Genomic DNA, 18,829 nt, shown 5'->3' with positions numbered 1-18,829 from the left:
CTCAGCCCGCAAGGATCCACGCCATGACCCCCGCCCGCCGCCACCACATGCAGCACACCGGCGAACTGATCGCCCAGGGTGGTGCAGGCGCGCGCGTGCACTTCGTCGGCATCGGCGGCGTGGGCATGAGCGGCATCGCCGAAGTGCTGTGCACGCTGGGCTACAAGGTGTCCGGCTCGGACATGGCCGAGAACGCGGTCACCCGGCGGCTGTCGTCGCTGGGGATCGAGGTCGTGCGCGGGCATGCCGCCGCCAACGTGCTGGGCTGCGATTGCATCGTCGTGTCCTCGGCGATCAGGCCGGACAACCCCGAACTGATGGAAGCCCGCTCGCAGCGCATTCCGATCGTGCCGCGCGCGGAAATGCTGGCCGAGCTGATGCGCTTCAAGCGCGGCATCGCGGTGGCCGGCACGCACGGCAAGACCACGACCACCTCGCTCACCGCCAGCGTGCTCGCCGAAGGCGGCCTGGACCCCACCTTCGTCATCGGCGGCCAGCTGCTCGCCGCCGGCGCCAATGCCCGCCTGGGCAAGGGCGACTGGCTGGTGGCCGAGGCCGACGAGAGCGACGGCAGCTTCCTGCGCCTGCATCCGCAGATGGCCGTGGTCACCAACATCGACGCCGACCATCTGGAAAACTATGGCGGCGACTTCGGCAAGGTGAAGGCCGCGTTCGACGAATTCCTGCACCACCTGCCGTTCTACGGGCTGGCCGTGCTGTGCATCGACGACGCGGAAGTCGCCGCGCTGGCGAAGAACACCACGCGCCATGTCATCACCTATGGCTTCGCCGAGCAGGCCGACGTGCGCGCCGAGGACGTCAGCCAGCAGGGCGCGCGGATGATGTTCATGCTGAGCCTGCCCGACGGCACCCGCACCCCGATCCGGCTGGCGCTGCCCGGCCGGCACAACGTGCAGAACGCGCTGGCGGCGGCGGCCGTGGGCTGGCAGCTGGGCGTGCCGGCGCAGGCGATCGCCAACGCGCTGGAGCACTTCGCCGGGATCGGCCGCCGCTTCAATCTGCTGGCGCAATTGCAGGCGCCGCGCGGCATGGTGACCCTGGTCGACGACTACGGCCACCATCCCAAGGAACTGGAAGCGGTCTTCGCCGCCGCGCGCGGGGGCTGGCCGGACAAGCGCCTGGTCGTGGCCTTCCAGCCGCATCGCTACAGCCGCACCCGCGACCTGTTCGACGAATTCGCCTCCGTGCTGTCCACGGTCGACACCCTGGTGCTGACGGAGGTCTATCCCGCGGGCGAGGCCCCCATCGCCGGCGCGGACGCCAAGTCGCTGGCGCGCGCCATCCGCGCGCGCGGCCGCATCGATCCCGTCGTGGTGAATGGCGCGGCCGACCTGGCCGCCGTGCTGCCCGACGTCCTCGCCGATGGCGACCTGCTGCTGATGATGGGCGCGGGCGACATCGGCCATGCCGCGCAGCACATCGCCGCGCACGGCTTTTCCGGAGAACGCAAGTGAACGTGCCTGACTATTCCGCGCAGGATCCCGCCTCTTCGGCGACCCCGCTGCCGCTGCTTCCGCCGCGCGTACGCGACGCCGCCGTGTTCGGCCGCGTCGCCGTGCTCATGGGCGGCACCAGTTCCGAGCGCGAGGTGTCGCTGGACTCGGGCCGCAACGTGCTCGAGGCGCTGCGCAGCCGCGGCGTCGACGCGTTCGCGGTGGACGGCATCCCCGCGCTGATCGACGCCATCCGCCACGGCGGCGTCGACCGTGTGTTCAACATCCTGCACGGCAACAAGGGCGGTGGTGAGGACGGCGTGCTGCAGGGACTGCTCGAAGCGCTGGGCGTGCCCTATACCGGTTCCAACGTGCTGGGCTCCTCGCTGAGCATGGACAAGATCCGCACCAAGCAGGTGTGGCTGTCGCTGGGCCTGCCCACGCCGCGTTACGTGCGCCTGTCCAAGGGCGACGACGTCCACGAGGCCGCGCGTGAGCTGGGCCTGCCGGTGATCCTCAAGCCCTCGTGCGAAGGTTCCAGCGTGGGCGTCTCGCGCGTGTTCGACGACGCCGGCCTCGATGCGGCGATGGACCTGGCCGCGCGCTATCCCGGCGAGATGCTGATGGAGCAGATGATCGTCGGCGACGAGCTGACGGTGGGCGTGCTCGGCGACGGCGCCATGCACCACGCGCTGCCCTCGATCAGGATCGTGCCCAAGGGCGAGTGGTACGACTACAACGCCAAGTACATCGCCGAGGACACGCAGTACCTGTGCCCCGGCCTGAGCGGCCAGGACGAGACCGAGATCCGCCAGGTCGCGCTGGAGGCCTTCGTCGCCGCCGGCTGCCGCGGCTGGGGCCGTGTGGACGTCATGCGCGACCGCAGCACGGGCCGCTTCTTCCTGCTGGAGGTCAACACCGCGCCGGGCATGACCAGCCACTCGCTGGTACCCAAGGCCGCGCGCCAGGTCGGCGTGTCGTTCGAGGAGCTGTGCTGGCGCATTCTCGAGCAGACCGTGCTGGCCTCGACGACGGAGGCCGCCGCGTAGTGAACGCGCTGCTGCGCATCGTCGGGTGGGTCCTCGCGCTGGCGCTGGTCGTGCTGCCGGTCGTGGCCGTGCTCAACGGCTGGGTCGGTGCGGGCCACTGGCCGCTGACCCGGCTGCGCGCGACGGGCGAGTTCCGTCGCGTCGACGGCGCGCAGCTGCGGCAGACGCTGTCCCCGTTCGCCCGCCGCGGCTTCTTCGCCGTCGACCTGGACGCCGCGCAGACGGCCGTCGCGCGGCTGCCATGGGTGGAGTCTGCCGAAGTGCGCAAGCGCTGGCCCGACGTGCTGGAGGTGCGCATCGTCGAGCACCAGCCCTTCGCGCATTGGGGCGACAAGCGCCTGCTGTCGGCCCACGGCCGGCTGTTCCCGGAGCAGGGCACCCCCGCACCGCGCGGCCTGCCGTCGTTCCGCGCACCCGATGCCCGCGCCGACGAGGTGGTCGCGCTCTACAACGAGTCGCGCGAGCTGCTGGCCCCGGTCGGCCTGGACGTGCGCGCAGTGGAACTCGACCCGCGCGGCAGCTGGACGCTCACCTTGGACAACGGTGCGCGGGTGATCCTCGGCCGCAGCCAGGCGCGGGCACGGTTGAGCCGCTTTGTCCGGCTGCTGCCGCAGCTCATGAGCGAGGACGCGCAGCGGCTCGATCGCGCGGACCTGCGTTACACCAATGGATTCGCACTGGTCTGGGCGTCGTTGCCGCAGACGCGGGATGGCGACGACGCGCCCCGCGACAACGGGTCGGCGCCGCTGCGGCCTGCGCTGCCGGCCCCGGTCGACGACGCGCCCGCACCTCCGACCGCACGCCTTCGGCTTCCGCCATCCCCCTTCACCGCTCCCGCTGCATCGCTTCTGGAAACTGCATGAACCGCAAAGGCGACAAGTCGCTCATCGTCGGACTCGACATCGGCACCTCGAAAGTGGTGGCGCTGGTGGGTGAGTACTCGCCCGGCGCGCCCATCGAGGTGATCGGCATCGGCTCGCACGAATCCCGCGGGCTCAAGCGCGGCGTGGTGGTCGATATCGAATCGACCGTGCAGTCGATCCAGCGCGCGATCGAGGAGGCCGAGCTGATGGCCGGCTGCGAGATCCGCTCCGTCTACGCCTCCATCTCCGGCAGCCACATCCAGTGCCGCAACTCGCAGGGCATCGCCCCGATCCGCGACGGCGAGGTCAGCTACACCGACCTGGACCGCGTGCTCGAGGCGGCCAAGGCCGTGGCCATTCCCGCCGACCAGAAGATCCTGCACGCCATCGCCCGCGACTACGTGCTGGACGATTCGCAGGAAGGCATCCGCAACCCGGTCGGCATGACCGGCGTGCGGCTGGAAGTGCACGCCCACCTGGTCGTCTGCGCGCAGTCGGCCGCGGCCAACATCAGCAAGTGCGTGCAGCGTTGCGGCCTGCAGGTCGACGACCTGGTGCTGAGCGTGCTGGCCTCCAGCACCGCCGTGCTGACCAGCGACGAACGCGAACTGGGCGTGGTGCTGGTCGACATCGGCGCCGGCACCACCGACATCGCGGTATTCGTGCAGGGCGCGATCGCGCACAGCGCCAGCCTGCCCATCGCCGGCGACAAGGTCACCGAGGACATCGCGCACATGCTGCGCACGCCCACGCCGGAGGCCGAGCAGATCAAGGTCCGCTACGCCTGCGCGCTGGCGCAGATGGCGACCGCCGAGGAATCCATCCAGGTGCCCAGCGTCGGCGACCGCCCGCCGCGCCGCATGCCGCGCCACTCGCTCGCGCAGGCCGTGCAGGCGCGCTACGAGGAGATCTTCGAGATGATCCAGGCCGAACTGCGCCGCAGCGGCTTCGAGCCGCACGTGCGCGCCGGCATGGTGCTCACCGGCGGCGCGGCCAAGATGGAAGGCGTGGTCGAACTGGCCGAGGAAATGCTGCAGATGCCGGTGCGCGTGGGCATCCCGCAGCACGTGACCGGCCTGGGCGAAGTGGTGGGCAACCCGGTGCATGCCACCGGCGTGGGCCTGCTGCTGATGGGCAGCCAGATCGAGAATCCGCGCCGGCCGACGATCTCCGCGGGCCGCGCGGGCAGTCTCTTCAATCGCCTGAAGAGCTGGTACCGCGGCGAATTCTAGTTTTCATGCAGCACGCAACAGCACCACGCACCACGCAATGGCAGCACGCAACACCCGATTACCCATAAGCACCACATAACAAGAGGACGAGGACATGGCGCACTTTGAACTACTCGAGAAGATGGCCCCGAACGCGGTGATCAAGGTCGTCGGCGTCGGCGGCGGCGGCGGCAACGCGGTGGCGCACATGGTCAACGGCAGCGTCGACGGCGTGGAATTCATCACCGCCAATACCGACGCGCAGGCGATCAAGAACTGCGGCGCGAAACTGCAGCTGCAGCTGGGCTGCAACGTCACCAAGGGCCTGGGTGCGGGCGCGAATCCGGAGGTGGGCCGCCAGGCCGCGCTGGAAGACCGCGAACGCATCATGGACGCCCTGCAGGGCGCCGACATGGTCTTCATCACCGCCGGCATGGGCGGCGGCACCGGTACCGGCGCGGCGCCGGTGGTGGCGCAGCTGGCCAAGGAGATGGGCATCCTGACCGTGGCCGTGGTCACCAAGCCGTTCCCGTTCGAGGGCCGCCGCCGCATGCAGGTGGCGCTCAAGGGCATCGAGGAACTCAGCCACCACTGCGATTCGCTGATCACCATCCCCAACGAGAAGCTGATCACCGTGCTCGGCCGCAACGCCACGATGATCCAGGCCTTCCGCGCCGCCAACGACGTCCTGCTGGGCGCCGTGCAGGGCATCGCCGACCTGATCGTCCGCCCCGGCCTGATCAACGTCGACTTCGCCGACGTGCGCACCGTGATGAGCGAGATGGGCCTGGCGATGATGGGCACCGGCTCGGCGCGCGGCGACGACCGCGCACAGGCCGCGGCTGAATCGGCCATCCAGAACCCGCTGCTGGACGACGTCAACCTGTCGGGCGCCAACGGCATCCTGGTCAACATCACCGCCGGCCCGGACTTCACCATGGCCGAATTCGACGAGGTCGGCCGCACGATCGAGGGCTTCGCCTCCGAGGACGCGACCGTCGTCATCGGCACGGTGCTGGATCCGGACATGCAGGACGAGGTCAAGGTGACCGTGGTCGCGACCGGCCTGAACCGCGCCGTGTCCCGCCAGCCGGTCCGCACCGGCGAGCGCGCGGGGCTGGTCGGCAACGAGCGCGAGTACCAGCGCGCGCCGATCCAGCTCGTGCGCAACGCCACCACCGGACAGCCGGAGTTCTCGGCGCTGGACCGCGTCGACGCCCAGCCGGTCATGCCCAGCTTCGGCGGCAGCCTGCGCGGCAGCGCGCGGGTGAGCGAACCGTCCGCGGCCCCGGCCGTGGCCGACTTCGGCGGCGACAACAGCTACCTGGACATCCCGGCATTCCTGCGCCGCCAGGCGGACTGATCCGGCGCCATCGTGGAGGGGGCCGTTGGCCCGCTCCGCAGGTACCGGCGGGCTCCGGCCCGCCGGCGCCCCGCGACACCCTGCGGCCGGATTCGTCCCCCGGCCGTCTGGACCCTAGGCCCCGGGCTTTTTCGCCCGCGGGTATTTGGCCGGTCGGCGTGCTGCCGACCGGTGTTTTCACGCCGCCCTCCCGCGGCAGGCCGGAAAAATGTGACAGGTCCGCGGAAACGGGTCGCACCGCCCGGTGGTTTTCGTTAAGGTTCAGCGACCTGCGTGTTAACCTTGCCGCCCCGTACGGCTGCCAGTTGTCCTTTTCCCCCGGCCTGAAGGGCTGACCAAGGACTGAAACCGCACCGATGCTCCGCCAGCGCACTCTCAAGAATGTGATCCGCGCCACCGGCGTCGGCCTGCACAGTGGCGACAAGGTGTTTCTCACCCTGCGCCCGGCGCCCGAAGATGCGGGCATCGTGTTCCGCCGCATCGACCTGGACCCGGTCGTCGAGATTCCCGCACGCGCCGACCTGGTCACCGAGACCATCCTGTGCACCGGCCTGAGCGTCGGCACCGGCAAGGTCATGACCGTCGAACACCTGCTGTCCGCCCTGGCCGGCCTGGGCGTGGACAACTGCTACATCGATCTGTCGGCGCAGGAAGTGCCGATCATGGACGGCTCCGCCGGTCCCTTCGTCTTCCTCCTGCAGTCCGCGGGCATCCGCGAGCAGGAAGCGCCCAAGCGCTTCATCCGCATCCGCCGTCCGGTGGAGGTGCGCGACGGCGACAAGGTGGCCCGCTTCGAACCGCACGAGGGGTTCCGGATCGGTTTCACCGTGGTCTTCGACCATCCGGCCATCCCGACCTCCCAGTCGCGGGCCGAAGTCGAATTCTCCACCGCCTCCTATGTCAAGGAAGTCAGCCGCGCCCGCACCTTCGGCTTCATGCGCGACCTGGAGTACATGCGCGAGCGCAACCTGGGCTTGGGCGGCTCGATGGACAACGCCATCGTGCTGGACGAGTTCCGCGTCCTGAATGACGACGGCCTGCGCTACGCCGACGAGTTCGTGCGCCACAAGATCCTCGACGCGGTCGGCGACCTCTACCTGGCCGGCCACCCGATCATCGGCGCCTACGAGGGTTACAAGTCGGGCCACGCCCTCAACAACAAGCTGGTCCGTGCCCTGCTCGCCGAGCGTTCGGCCTGGGAAGAAGTGACCTTCCCCGACGAATCCCGCGTGTCGCCGGTGGCCTACGGCTCTCCGCTGCCGGTCTGAGCCGCCCCCGGCCCGGGATCCGGGCCACCGTCATTCTTGTTCATGTCCCCGGCCCGCGCCGAGGCGGGCCCTCTGCCTGCCTGAAGGCCGGCTGCGCCCGACTCACCCCGCACCGCAGCAATCCGGGGTCGCGGAGGGGGTTGGACACCTGTCGAAGCGGCCATAGAGGAAAACCCCCAGCGGGACCGGTGTCACAGAGATGAACACCGCGTGGAGATTTAACGGATTCCTAACGCCAAAACGCCAATTGGCTTCCCATTTCTTAACAAAATCATGGGATTGCGCCGTTAGGATGCCCCCCGTCGGAAGAATCGGCGGCCTCCCCTAAAACGCAGGCCGTCGGGAAATCCGGTCACTCGGCAACATCGTTCCCTGACGGAGTGGGGGACTTGAGCGATGCCAGGGCGGCTTTCAGCGCTTCCTGTGACGCAGTGGACATCGGTTTGACAGCGCGGCTCGCCGGGGAAGGCGAGGCACTGCCGGCCAACGGGTTCGCGGACGTCTTCACCACGAGCTCGGTAGCAGCAAGCCCGAAGGATCGGGCCCGGTCGAGAAGTTCCGGAGCCGCGAGTCGCAGTTTGGCCCGCCATACCGGTCCATCGACCAAAAACACGAGCCTGCCGTTTTCGAAGTTGGCCAATCGCGCATGCGCGGCCAGTGTCGGCGGCAGGAGGGGACGCAACTGATGGTCCAGCCCGTCGAGCCACAGCGCTCTACGGATCGGGTCGCCAGCAGGTTCCGCCAGCAGCGCATCGAGCGCGGCCTGCGGACTACTGGGGCGACGTGGATTTTTAGGCTCGGACATTCAATAGACACTGGAAACAAATGACCCACCCTCTCATCGTAAACAAATTCCGCAAGAAGCCCCTGGCCCGACTGCTCGACGCCGTCACCACCCTGGGCGCCCGCCGCCCGGCGCTGGTGATCGCCGGCCTGATCGGCGTGGGTTTCGTCGGCGGCGGCGCGGCCGGCCTGGTCGGCACCGCCAGTCTGCGTAGCGAGCTGGGCAATCAGGAAGCGCAACTGGCGGCCGTGCGTCGCGAGTCCCAGCGCGAAGTCAATGCACTGGCCGCCCGCCTGGGCGAGCTGCAGGCCGAGGCCAACCGCCTCAACGCCCTGGGCGAGCGCCTGACCCGTATCGGCCAGCTCCAGGACGGCGAGTTCAACTTTGAAAAGCCCGTCGGCGTCGGCGGCGAAGGCCCGGTCCGCGACATCTCCACCCCGGAGCTGCGCGAAGGCCTGCACAACCTCAACCGCCAGTTCGTCCAGTCCGGCGACCAGCTGTCGGTGCTCGAGTCGCTCCTGTTCAACCGTCAGCTGGACATGAACTCGGTTCCCTCGCGCGAGCCGATCGCCAACAGCTACATCACGTCCGGCTTCGGCGGCCGCGCCGACCCGATCCAGGGCGGCAGCCAGTTCCACAAGGGCATCGACTTCGAAGCCGATGTCGGCGACCCGGTCCTGTCCGTGGCCGACGGCGTAGTCAGCTTCGCCGGCGTCCGTTCGGGCTACGGCAACGTGGTCGAGGTCGACCACGGCAACGGCTACGTGACCCGTTACGCCCACAATTCGCGCCTGGTGCGCAAGGTCGGCGAGCTGATCCGCGCCGGCCAGGAAATCGCCAAGGCCGGGTCCACCGGCCGCTCGACCGGCGCCCACGTCCACTTCGAAGTGTGGGAAAACGGTCATTACGTGAACCCGAAGAAGTTCCTCAGCCAGCAGTCGCCCCTGGCGCACGGCTGAACCGGCCGGGTCCTGCGGGCCCTCCACGAAAACGGCGCGATGCGGATCGCGCCGTTTTTGTTTGCGGCGTCCGGCGGACCGTCCGGGGAGGGGCGTGGCGCCCGGCACCGGACTTGATAGGCGCCCGCCCAGCCCCAACAAGCTACAATCGCGTGTTGCCAAAAGGGCGCCCCGCGCCCTTTTTTCATTTTTCCGAGCCGCCGGTCCTTCCGGTGCGCCCCCCAGAAGAACAAGCCCAACCATGCTCAACAGCCTGCTCACCCGCGTCTTCGGTAGCCGTAACGAACGCCTGCTGCGCCAACTGCAACGTTCGGTCAGCAAGATCAACGCCCTCGAGCCGGAACTGGAAAAGCTGAGCGACGAACAGCTCCAGGCCAAGACTCCGGAATTCCAGCAGCGGATCCAGGCCGGCGAGGCATTGGACAAGCTGCTGCCCGAAGCCTTCGCCGTCTGCCGCGAGGCCAGCCGTCGCGTCCTGGGCATGCGCCACTACGACGTCCAGCTGATCGGCGGCATGGTGCTGCACCTGGGCAAGATCGCGGAGATGCGCACGGGCGAAGGCAAGACCCTGGTCGCCACGCTGCCGGTGTACCTCAACGCATTGGAAGGCAAGGGCGTCCACGTCGTTACCGTCAACGACTACCTGGCGCGTCGCGACTCGGCCTGGATGGGCCGCCTGTACAACTGGCTGGGCCTGTCGGTCGGCGTGGTCTACCCGGGCATGCCGCACAGCGACAAGCATGCGGCCTACAGCGCCGACATCACCTACGGCACCAACAACGAATTCGGCTTCGACTACCTGCGCGACAACATGGCGCTGTCGAAGGAAGACCGTTTCCAGCGCGGCCTGCACTACGCCATCGTCGACGAGGTCGACTCGATCCTGATCGACGAAGCGCGCACGCCGCTGATCATCTCCGGCCCGGCCGACGAATCGCCCGAGCTGTACATCAAGGTCAACCGCATCGTCCCGCAGCTGGTGGCCCAGAAGCAGGAAGATGGCGAAGGCGACTACTGGGTCGACGAGAAGGGCAAGCAGGTGCACCTGTCCGAGACCGGCCAGGAACACGCCGAGGGCCTGCTGCGCCGCGCCGGCATCCTGCAGGGTGAAGAGGACAGCCTCTACGGCGCGCAGAACCTCAGCGTCGTGCACCACCTCAATGCGGCGCTGCGCGCGCACGCGATCTACCAGCGCGACGTCGATTACATCGTGCGCGACGGCGAGGTGATCATCGTCGATGAATTCACCGGCCGCACCCTGGCCGGCCGCCGCTGGTCCGACGGCCTGCACCAGGCGGTCGAGGCGAAGGAGGGCGTGCCCGTCCAGCGCGAGAACCAGACCCTGGCGAGCATCACCTTCCAGAACCTGTTCCGCATGTACAAGAAGCTGTCCGGCATGACCGGCACGGCCGATACGGAAGCCTACGAATTCCAGAGCATCTACGGCCTGGAAGTCATCGTGATCCCGACCCATCGCCCGATGGTCCGCAAGGACCACTCCGATGCGGTGTTCCTCAACCGCAATGGCAAGTACCGCGCGGTCATCGCCGAGATCAAGGACGCCCACGCGCGCAACCAGCCGGTGCTGGTGGGCACCACCTCGATCGAAGTATCGGAGATGCTCAGCCAGCAGCTCGAGGCCGCCGGCGTGAAGCACGAAGTGCTCAACGCCAAGCAGCACGAGCGCGAGGCACAGATCGTGGCCCAGGCGGGCCGTCCGGGCGCGGTGACCATCGCCACCAACATGGCCGGCCGCGGTACCGACATCGTGCTCGGTGGCTCGCTTGAATCCGAATTGCAGGCGCTGGAAGCCGCCAACGGCGGCACCCCCGTCGACGAAGTCACGCGCCAGCGCCTGAAGGCCGAATGGCAGGCGCGCCACGACGCGGTCAAGGCCGCCGGTGGCCTGCACATCGTGGGCACCGAGCGCCACGAGAGCCGCCGCATCGACAACCAGCTGCGCGGCCGTTCCGGCCGCCAGGGCGACCCGGGTTCCTCGCGCTTCTACCTGTCGCTCGAAGACAACCTGATGCGCATCTTCGCCGCCGACTGGGTGCAGAAGGCGATGGCGCGGATGGGCCTGAAGGAGGACGACGTCATCGAGAGCGGCCTGGTGACCAAGCAGATCGCCGGCGCGCAGCGCAAGGTCGAAGCCCACAACTTCGACATCCGCAAGAACCTGCTCGACTTCGACGACGTCAACAACGACCAGCGCAAGGTGATCTACGGCCAGCGCGACGAGCTGCTGGAAGCCACCAGCGTGCAGGAGAACATCGAGGGCATCCGCGGCGACGTCGTGGCCGACATCGTCGCGCGCTTCGTGCCGCCCAATTCGGTGGACGAGCAGTGGGACCTGCCGGGTCTGGAAGCCACGATCGACGAGGAGTTCGGGGTGCAGGTCCCGGTGGTGCAGATGGTGCAGGAAGCGAGCGAGATCGACGCCGAAACCATCAACAGCCGCGTCCAGGACGCGATCTCGCAGCACTTCGCCCAGCGCGAGGAGCAGCTTGGTAGCGAGACCACGCGCATGCTGGAAAAGCACATCATGCTCAACGTGCTCGACCAGAACTGGAAGGAGCACCTGGCCCGCATGGATTACCTGCGCCAGGGCATCCACCTGCGTGGCTACGCGCAGAAGCAGCCCAAGCAGGAATACAAGAAGGAAGCGTTCGAGCTGTTCTCCGACATGCTGGAGAAGGTGAAGCGCGAGGTCGTCACCCTGCTGGCGCGCGTGCGCATCCGCAGCGAGCAGGAAATCGCCGAGCTCGAGGCGCAGGAGCGCGCGCAGCTGGAGGCCCAGGCCCGCCAGATGCAGTTCCAGCATCCCGACATGGGCGGCTATGGCGCCGACGAGGAAGCGCAGCAGCAGGAGGCCGCCGTGGCCAACGCCGCCTTCGCCAACATCGGCCGCAACGACCCGTGCCCCTGCGGCAGCGGCAAGAAGTACAAGCACTGCCACGGCCAGCTGGCCTGACAGCGCGGCGGGAGCTGCAGGGTCCGTGAGCATCGGGGGCGGACAACGCGAACCGGCCCGCGGACCCACCCGCGACCCGGCCCGCCCTCCGGGCCACGATCCCGAACCCCCGACGGGCCCGCCGTCTCCCGGGCCCGACCCGGCAGCGGGCGCGCCCGTCGAAGTCGTCGCCGGCGTCATCCGCGATGCCCGCGGCCGCATCCTGCTGGCGCGGCGCACGCAGGGCCGCGACCTGGCCGGCCTGTGGGAATTCCCGGGCGGCAAACACGAACCCGAAGAAACACCCGCGGCCGCGCTGCGCCGCGAGTTGCGCGAGGAACTGGGCATCGAGGCGGAGGTCGGCGACGCCCTCATCCGCGTGCCGCAGGCCTATCCGCACAAGCGGCTGCGGCTGGATGTCTACGCCATCCGGGCCTGGAAGGGGCCGTTGCGTGGCCTGGAAGGCCAGGCGCTGGCCTGGGTCCCGGTGCACAAGCTCGCCGACTATCCGATGCCGCCGGCCGACATCCCCGTCGTGGCCGCGCTGACCCAGCCCGCGTATTACCTGGTCACGCCGTCGCCGGGCGACGACGACACGGCGTGGTTGTCGGCCTTCGAACGTGCCCTGGACGGCGGCATCCGCCGCGTGCAGCTGCGCGCGCCAGACTGCGCCCCCGACCGCTGGCGCCGGCTCGCCTCCCAGGCCGCCGCGCTGGCCGACCGTGCCGGCGCCCAGGTGCTGGTCAATGCCGATCCGGAGCTGGCCCGGCAGCTGGGCGTCGGCGTGCACCTGCGCGCGGCGCAGCTGTCGCAATTGCGGACCCGCCCGCTGGCGGCCGACCTGCCCGTCGCCGCCTCCTGCCATGACGCGGACGACTTGGCCGCCGCCCAGGCGCTGGGCTGCGATTTCGCCGTGCTCGGCACCGTGGCGCCGACGCCTTCGCATCCGCAGGGGCCGGTGTTGGGCTGGTCCGGCTTCGAGTCCCTGCGCGAGCAGGTCAGCCTGCCGCTGTACGCCATTGGCGGCCTGGGCCCTGATGACTTCGCCACGGCCCGGCACCACGGCGGGCAGGGGATCGCCGCCATCCGCGCGTTCTGGCCCGCGGACTGAGGGCGCCCACGCCGTCCACGCGAGCGGCTGCCGACGCAGGCGGCATTCGCCACTGCGTTGGCGCAGCCGGAAGGCGGGCCCCTGCGGTGTCTTACGCGGTCTGGATATCCAGCGCCGACGCCAGCGCCCGATAACGCCGGTCGAGCGCCTCGATGTGCGGCGCCAGTTGGTCCAGGGCGCCGTCGTTGACCAGGACGTCGTCCGCGATCGCCAGGCGCTGTTCGCGGGTGGCCTGCGCCGCGATCATGCGGTCGGCCAGCGCCCGGTCGGCGCCGTCGCGCAGCATCAGACGCGCATGCTGGACTTCGACCGGTACGTCGACGACCAGGATCCGCTGCACCCAGGGATAGGCCTCGCGTCCGCCGACCTCGGTCAGCAGCGGGACGGCGACCATCGCATACGCACCGGCCGCGTCGCGGCATTCCTCCTGCAGCTGCGCGCGCACCCGCGGATGGATGATGGCCTCCAGTGCCTGGCGGGCGGTGGTGTCGTCGAACACGCGTCGCCGCATCGCCGCACGGTCCAGCCGGCCATGCGCATCGAGCACGCCGCCGCCGAAGGTGGCCACGATTTCCGCCAGCCCGGCCGTGCCCGGCTCGACGACGGTGCGCGCCGCGATGTCCGCGTCCGCCACCGCCACGCCCAGCGCCTGGAAACGGCGGCTTACTTCGCTCTTGCCGGAGGCCACGCCGCCGGTGATGGCCACGATGTAGTCGCTCATGGGGGAGTTGTCGCGGGTCGGGCCCGTAGCGTACCAATGCCGCCGCGCGCCCGCCGGCTAGCGCAGGTGGACCGGCGGCAGTTCCTGCCGGCGCAGGCCCCCCGGCATCACGACGTAGCGGTTCTGCAGGATCGTGGCGTGCAATCCGGTCGGCACCCAGCAGCTCACGACCACCACGAAGGGATTTTCGACGCGCGCGGTGAAGGTCGGGCGCTGGCGGACGATGCCGTCGTCGCGGAAAAACTGTCCGAACACCTGGTCGGCGGCCACCTGCCGGCGCATGTCCGCGATCGCGTCCGGCATCGCGCGGCGGGCGAGCAGGTGGCCCGTGATCGCGGCCAAGGCCACCGCCAACAGGCTCGTGCAGGCGATCCAGCGCAAGGCGCGCGGGAGCCGGCTCACTTCAGGCCGGACATCCGCATGTAGGCGTCCAGCATCTTCTCGCCCCAGAAGAAGACGATGAAGCCCGCCACCGCCAGATAGGGGCCGAAGGGGATCTGCGTGCTGCGGTCGCGGCCCTTGGCCAGCAGCCAGGCCGAGCCGATGATGGCGCCGACGACGGAGGACAGCAGGATCGTCGGCAGCACGCCCTTGAGCCCGGTCCATGCGCCGATCGCGGCCAGCAGCTTGAAGTCGCCGTGGCCCATGCCTTCCTTGCCGGTGAGCTGCTTGAACACCCACCACACGGACCACAGGCTCACGTAGCCGGCCACGGCGCCCAGGAGCGCGGGCTTGGCCGAAATGTAGAGGTTGTCGCTGGCCGCTATCAGGCCCAGCCACATCAATGGCAGCGTGAGCGAGTCGGGCAGGTACTGCGTGCGCAGGTCGATGCCCGCCATCGAGATCAGGAAGCCGGTGAACACCATCGCGCCGAAGCCCTGCCAGCCGAAGCCGAAGCGCCACACGCAGGCCACGAAGAGCACGGACGTCAGCAGTTCGACCAGCGGGTACTGCGGCGAGATCGGCGCCTTGCAGTGGCGGCACTTGCCGCGAAGCGCCAGCCAGCTGAAGACGGGGATGTTCTCGTACCAGCTGAGCTGGTGCTTGCAGTGCGGACAGTGCGAGCGCTCCACGACGATGCCCGGCGGCGGCGGATCGTAGAGGTCCGGCGACTCCAGCACTTCGTGCGCGTCGCGCTTCCACTGCCATTCCAGCCGGCGGGGCAGGCGCAGGATCACCACGTTGAGGAAGCTGCCGACCAGCAGCCCCAAGCCCGCCACCAGCGGAAAGCCGATGGCGGGGTTCTGGTCGAGAAATGCCATTGAGGGGTCTTGTGCTCGCGAGGATCAGCCGACCGTCATGGCCAGCTTGAAGATCGGCAGGTACATCGCGATGACGAGGGCGCCGACCATCGTGCCGATCACCACCATCACCATGGGCTCGATCAGGCTCGACAGTGCGTCGACCGCGTTGTTGACTTCCTGCTCGTAGAACTCGGCGACCTTGAACAGCATCGTGTCCAGGGCGCCGGCCTCTTCGCCGATCGCCGTCATCTGCACGACCATGTGCGGGAACAGGTTGACCTGGCTCATCGACACGTGGACCGGATAACCCACCGCCACGTCGTTCTTCATGCGGTGCACGGCCTGCTCGTAGACCGTGTTGCCGGTGGCGCCGGCCACGGTGTCGAGGGCTTCCACCAGCGGCACGCCCGCGGCGAAGGTGACGGCCAGGGTGCGCGCGAAGCGGGCGATCGAGGCGTTGTGCAGGACCTGCCCGAGGATGGGCAGCTTCAGCATCATCTTGTCGACCGTATGCGCCAGCGCCGGCGAGCGCTTCATCGCGAAGATGAAGCCGCCGATCGCGCCGATCGCCACGAACAGGATCGCCCACCACCATCGGACCGCGAATTCGGATATGCCGAACACCAGTTCGGTGAAGGCCGGCAGGTCGGCGCCGTAGCTCTTGAACGCTTCGCGGAACTGCGGGACCACGAACACCAGCAGGATGCCGCAGACCAGGATGGCCACGGCGATGATCGTCGCGGGGTAGAACAGGGCCTTCTTGATCTTGCCCTTGAGGGTTTCCATGTTTTCCTTGTACGTCGCGACCGTTTCCAGCACGGTCTCGAGTACACCGGCGGCTTCACCCGCCTTCACCAGGTTGCGATACAGCTCGTCGAACTGCACCGGGTGCTTGCTCATGGCCTCGTAGATCGAGGAGCCGCCTGCGATGTCCGTGTGCAGGGCCTCGATCATGGTCTTCATCTTCTGGTTCTTCTGACCATTGCCGATGATCTCCAGCGCGTTCACGATCGGCACGCCCGACTTCATCATCGTGGCGATCTGGCGGCTGAACACGGCGATGTCCTTGGCCTTGATCGAGCCGCCGCCGGTGCCGAACAACGGCTTGGGCTTGGCCTTGACCGAGCCCGGGGTGATCCCCTGGCGGCGCAGTTCGGCCCGCACCATGTTGGCGCTCTTGGCCGACTGTTCTCCCTTCATGACGACGCCGCGCTTGTCCTTGCCCACCCAGACAAACTGGGTGAGCGCTTCTCGCGATCGTGTGGCAGCGGGCTTGGCGGCGGTGCGGGATGCGGACATGACGGTTAGTCCTTGGTGACGCGGTTGATTTCAGCGAGGCTGGTGACGCCGTTGCGGACTTTCATCAGCGCCGACTGGCGCAGGTCGCGGATGCCGGACTGTGCGGCCGCCTCGGCGATCTTCATGGCGTTGCCGCCTTCCAGCACGATGGCCTGGATGGTCTCGGTCATCGGCATGACCTGGTAGATGCCGGTACGGCCCTTGTAGCCTTCGGTGCAGTCCGGGCAGCCCACGGCCTCATAGATCTTCAGGCCCGCGGCGACTTCCTCGTGGCTGAAGCCCTCGGCCAGCAGCGCGTGTTCGGGCAGCTTCACCTCGCGCTTGCAGTCGTGCAGGCGGCGCGCCAGGCGCTGGGCGATGACCACGGTCACCGACGAGGTGATGTTGAACGGGGCCACGCCCATGTTCATCAGGCGCGCGATGGTCTGCGGCGCGTCGTTGGTGTGCAGGGTGGACAGCACCATGTGGCCGGTCTGCGCGGCCTTGATGGCGATCTCCGCCGTTTCCAGGTCGCGGATCTCGCCGACCATGATCACGTCCGGATCCTGTCGCAGGAAGCTGCGCAGCGCGGCGGCGAAAGTCATGCCGCGCTTGACGTTCATCTGCACCTGGTTGATGCCCGGCACGCGGATTTCGACCGGGTCCTCGACCGTGGAGATGTTGCGCTCCTCGTTGTTGAGGATGTTGAGCGCGGTGTAGAGCGAGACGGTCTTGCCTGAGCCCGTGGGACCGGTGACCAGCACCATGCCGTAGGGCTTGACCACCGAGTCGACGAACAGCTTCTGCTGGTCGGCCTCGTAGCCCAGCTTCTCGATGCCAAGCTTGGCCGCGCCGCCGTCGAGGATACGCAGCACGACCTTCTCGCCGAACAGCGTGGGCAGGGTGCTGACGCGGAAGTCGACCTGCTTGGTCTTGGACAGGTTGAGCTTGATGCGGCCGTCCTGCGGGACGCGCTTCTCGGCGATGTCCAGCTGGGCCATCACCTTCAGGCGCGCGGCGATGCGGGCCTGCAGCTTCACCGGCACCTTGGCGACCTGCTTGAGGATGCCGTCGATGCGCAGGCGCACCCGGTAGTCGGTTTCGTAGGGTTCGAAGTGGATGTCCGAGGCGCCGCGACGGATGGCGTCGACCAGCACCTTGTTGACGAACTTCACGACCGGCGTGTCGTCGCCCTTGGCGTCCACGCCGCTGTCGCCGGCAAGGTCATCGTCGCCGCCGGAGGCGGTGAGGTTCTCGATGCCTTCCTCGTCGCCGACGTCGGCGAGGTTGTCGGCAGTGGCCAGCCACTGCTCGATCATCCGGTGGATCTTGTCCTCGTCGACGAGGATCGCCTCGACCACCATGTTGCTCTGGAACTTGATCTCGTCCAGAGCCTGGGTGTTGGTCGGGTCGGCAAGGCCGACGAAGAGGCGGTTGCCGCGCTTGAACATCGGCAACACATTGTGCTTGCGGACCAGCTCCTCGCTGACCAGCTTGATCGCGCTCTGGTTGGGATCGAGGACGCTGGCGTCGAACAGCGGGACGCCGAACTCGAAGGAATTGGCCGCGGCCATCTGGGCCGGCGTGACCAGTTTCTTCTCGACCAGGTAATTGGCGATCGGCTTGCGCTCGGTCGACGCGGCAGCCATGGCTTCGCGCGCCGGATGCTCGTCCAGCGCGCCGTCGAGCACCAGGCGCCGGGTGATCCCGGTAATGCCCATCAAGTTGGCGGGATTTGCGCTCATGTCTTGCCCAACAGCCCTCCCCGGCTGAAGCCCGACTTTACCCCAATCCCACGGCAAGTCGAGTGGGATGCGGTCACGCCAGTGTCAGGACTGCGGACGAGTACGCAAAAGAAACCCCGGCGAGGCCGGGGTTTCTGAACCATCGCGTTTGCGCGGGACTACTGCAACGCGTTGCAGGCCTGTCCGTCGAAGCGGCTGTCGATCGAGGTCACCACCGAGCAGGACCAGGTGATGCGGCCGACGGCCGCCGGCAGGACCGGCGTCAGGGTGACGGTCGAGCGGCCGCTGGTCGAGGTGGCGGTCAGCACGCCAGTCGCGGCGGCGCAGGGAATGGCCACCAGGGTGCACAGGGCCCGGCCGGCGTTGTGGTTCTCGCCGACCTTGATCTTTTCGCCGGCTCCGCCGCCCAGGGCGTTGCTGATGTCGGCCTTGGCGGTGTAGTCGCGGTAGGCGGGCAGCGCGATCGCGGCGAGGATGGCGATGATCGCCACGACGATCATCAGTTCGATGAGGGTGAAGCCACGCTGTTTCATGTTCGATTTCCCCTGGGATATTCGGACGTTCATGTCGTGGACGCGGGAAACTCCCGATTGCCCGTCCAGTGGTGCATGGGCACTAGTACGTAAGCACGGAGCGTGCCAACTGCCGCTTCTGTGACGGGGTTTGCAGGCTGTCTCAGGGGGCGGGGAGAAGTGCCGCGGGGCCGGACCGCGACCGGCCGCACGCGCGGGGAAAAGGCCCTTGAGGGCCGCGCAAATCAGTCGCCCGCAGGTGTCGGGGCAGAACAAGCCCCGGCGGGCGACAAATCAGGGCAGTGCGGCAACAA

General features: G+C 68.4%; 16 protein-coding genes. 9 read left to right on the top strand and 7 right to left on the bottom strand.

Annotation, left to right across the window (positions count from 1 at the left end):
• Window positions 1–47: 47 nt before the first annotated feature.
• The 6 genes from murC to lpxC all read left to right on the top strand — a co-directional run bounded on the left by murC (window position 48) and on the right by lpxC (window position 7,208).
• Complete coding sequence (gene murC, locus I8J32_RS00975) at window positions 48–1,475, top strand: UDP-N-acetylmuramate--L-alanine ligase (RefSeq protein ID WP_200614488.1); 1,428 nt, start codon at window positions 48–50, stop codon at window positions 1,473–1,475.
• Between the two features lie 47 nt (window positions 1,476–1,522).
• Window positions 1,523–2,503, top strand: a complete 981-nt coding sequence (locus I8J32_RS00970; RefSeq protein WP_284691302.1) for a D-alanine--D-alanine ligase — start codon at window positions 1,523–1,525, stop codon at window positions 2,501–2,503.
• Window positions 2,503–3,366 (top strand): cell division protein FtsQ/DivIB, encoded by an 864-nt coding sequence (locus I8J32_RS00965; protein ID WP_207526716.1) that lies wholly within the window; start codon window positions 2,503–2,505, stop codon window positions 3,364–3,366. Before I8J32_RS00970 ends, I8J32_RS00965 begins: the two co-directional genes overlap by 1 nt.
• Window positions 3,363–4,598, top strand: coding sequence for a cell division protein FtsA (gene ftsA / locus I8J32_RS00960; RefSeq protein ID WP_200614226.1), 1,236 nt, complete (start codon window positions 3,363–3,365; stop codon window positions 4,596–4,598). Before I8J32_RS00965 ends, ftsA begins: the two co-directional genes overlap by 4 nt.
• A gap of 94 nt (window positions 4,599–4,692) precedes the next feature.
• Window positions 4,693–5,940, top strand: coding sequence for a cell division protein FtsZ (gene ftsZ, locus I8J32_RS00955; RefSeq protein WP_200614225.1), 1,248 nt, complete (start codon window positions 4,693–4,695; stop codon window positions 5,938–5,940).
• A gap of 356 nt (window positions 5,941–6,296) precedes the next feature.
• A complete protein-coding gene (lpxC, locus tag I8J32_RS00950) occupies window positions 6,297–7,208 on the top strand; it encodes a UDP-3-O-acyl-N-acetylglucosamine deacetylase (protein ID WP_200614224.1) in 912 nt (303 codons plus the stop codon).
• A gap of 352 nt (window positions 7,209–7,560) precedes the next feature.
• Here lpxC and I8J32_RS00945 read toward each other — a convergent pair whose 3' ends face one another.
• Window positions 7,561–8,013 (bottom strand): DUF721 domain-containing protein, encoded by a 453-nt coding sequence (locus tag I8J32_RS00945; protein WP_200614223.1) that lies wholly within the window; start codon window positions 8,011–8,013, stop codon window positions 7,561–7,563.
• A gap of 20 nt (window positions 8,014–8,033) precedes the next feature.
• Between I8J32_RS00945 and I8J32_RS00940 the strand changes: the two genes are divergently transcribed.
• The 3 genes from I8J32_RS00940 (at window position 8,034) to I8J32_RS00930 (ending at window position 13,015) form a co-directional block, all read left to right on the top strand.
• Window positions 8,034–8,951, top strand: a complete 918-nt coding sequence (locus I8J32_RS00940; RefSeq protein WP_200614222.1) for a M23 family metallopeptidase — start codon at window positions 8,034–8,036, stop codon at window positions 8,949–8,951.
• 241 nt (window positions 8,952–9,192) lie between these two features.
• On the top strand, window positions 9,193–11,925 hold the full coding sequence (secA, locus tag I8J32_RS00935; RefSeq protein ID WP_200614221.1) for a preprotein translocase subunit SecA: 2,733 nt from the start codon (window positions 9,193–9,195) through the stop codon (window positions 11,923–11,925).
• A gap of 178 nt (window positions 11,926–12,103) precedes the next feature.
• Entirely contained in the window at window positions 12,104–13,015 is a 912-nt protein-coding gene (locus tag I8J32_RS00930) for a Nudix family hydrolase (protein ID WP_245156462.1), read from the top strand.
• 91 nt (window positions 13,016–13,106) lie between these two features.
• Here I8J32_RS00930 and coaE read toward each other — a convergent pair whose 3' ends face one another.
• The 6 genes from coaE to I8J32_RS00900 all read right to left on the bottom strand — a co-directional run bounded on the left by coaE (window position 13,107) and on the right by I8J32_RS00900 (window position 18,536).
• Window positions 13,107–13,736, bottom strand: a complete 630-nt coding sequence (gene coaE / locus I8J32_RS00925) for a dephospho-CoA kinase (protein ID WP_200614220.1) — start codon at window positions 13,734–13,736, stop codon at window positions 13,107–13,109.
• A 57-nt stretch (window positions 13,737–13,793) separates the two neighbouring features.
• The gene (locus tag I8J32_RS00920) at window positions 13,794–14,138 is read right to left on the bottom strand and encodes a hypothetical protein (RefSeq protein WP_200614219.1); all 345 of its coding nucleotides are present in this window, start codon (window positions 14,136–14,138) and stop codon (window positions 13,794–13,796) included.
• Window positions 14,135–14,998 carry a prepilin peptidase gene (locus tag I8J32_RS00915; protein ID WP_200614218.1) on the bottom strand — a complete coding sequence of 288 codons (864 nt, stop codon included), beginning with the start codon at window positions 14,996–14,998 and terminating at the stop codon, window positions 14,135–14,137. The genes I8J32_RS00920 and I8J32_RS00915 overlap by 4 nt, the downstream gene beginning before the upstream one ends.
• 24 nt (window positions 14,999–15,022) lie before the next feature.
• On the bottom strand, window positions 15,023–16,279 hold the full coding sequence (locus I8J32_RS00910) for a type II secretion system F family protein (protein WP_200614216.1): 1,257 nt from the start codon (window positions 16,277–16,279) through the stop codon (window positions 15,023–15,025).
• A 5-nt stretch (window positions 16,280–16,284) separates the two neighbouring features.
• The gene (gene pilB, locus I8J32_RS00905) at window positions 16,285–18,003 is read right to left on the bottom strand and encodes a type IV-A pilus assembly ATPase PilB (protein WP_455423541.1); all 1,719 of its coding nucleotides are present in this window, start codon (window positions 18,001–18,003) and stop codon (window positions 16,285–16,287) included.
• Between the two features lie 158 nt (window positions 18,004–18,161).
• A complete protein-coding gene (locus tag I8J32_RS00900) occupies window positions 18,162–18,536 on the bottom strand; it encodes a pilin (RefSeq protein WP_200614214.1) in 375 nt (124 codons plus the stop codon).
• Window positions 18,537–18,829: the final 293 nt, after the last annotated feature.

The sequence above is a fragment of the Lysobacter solisilvae genome (assembly GCF_016613535.2).
Taxonomy (GTDB): domain Bacteria; phylum Pseudomonadota; class Gammaproteobacteria; order Xanthomonadales; family Xanthomonadaceae; genus Agrilutibacter; species Agrilutibacter solisilvae.
Note: the sequence above shows the minus strand (reverse complement) of the source record. Positions and strands in the feature narration are given on the sequence as shown.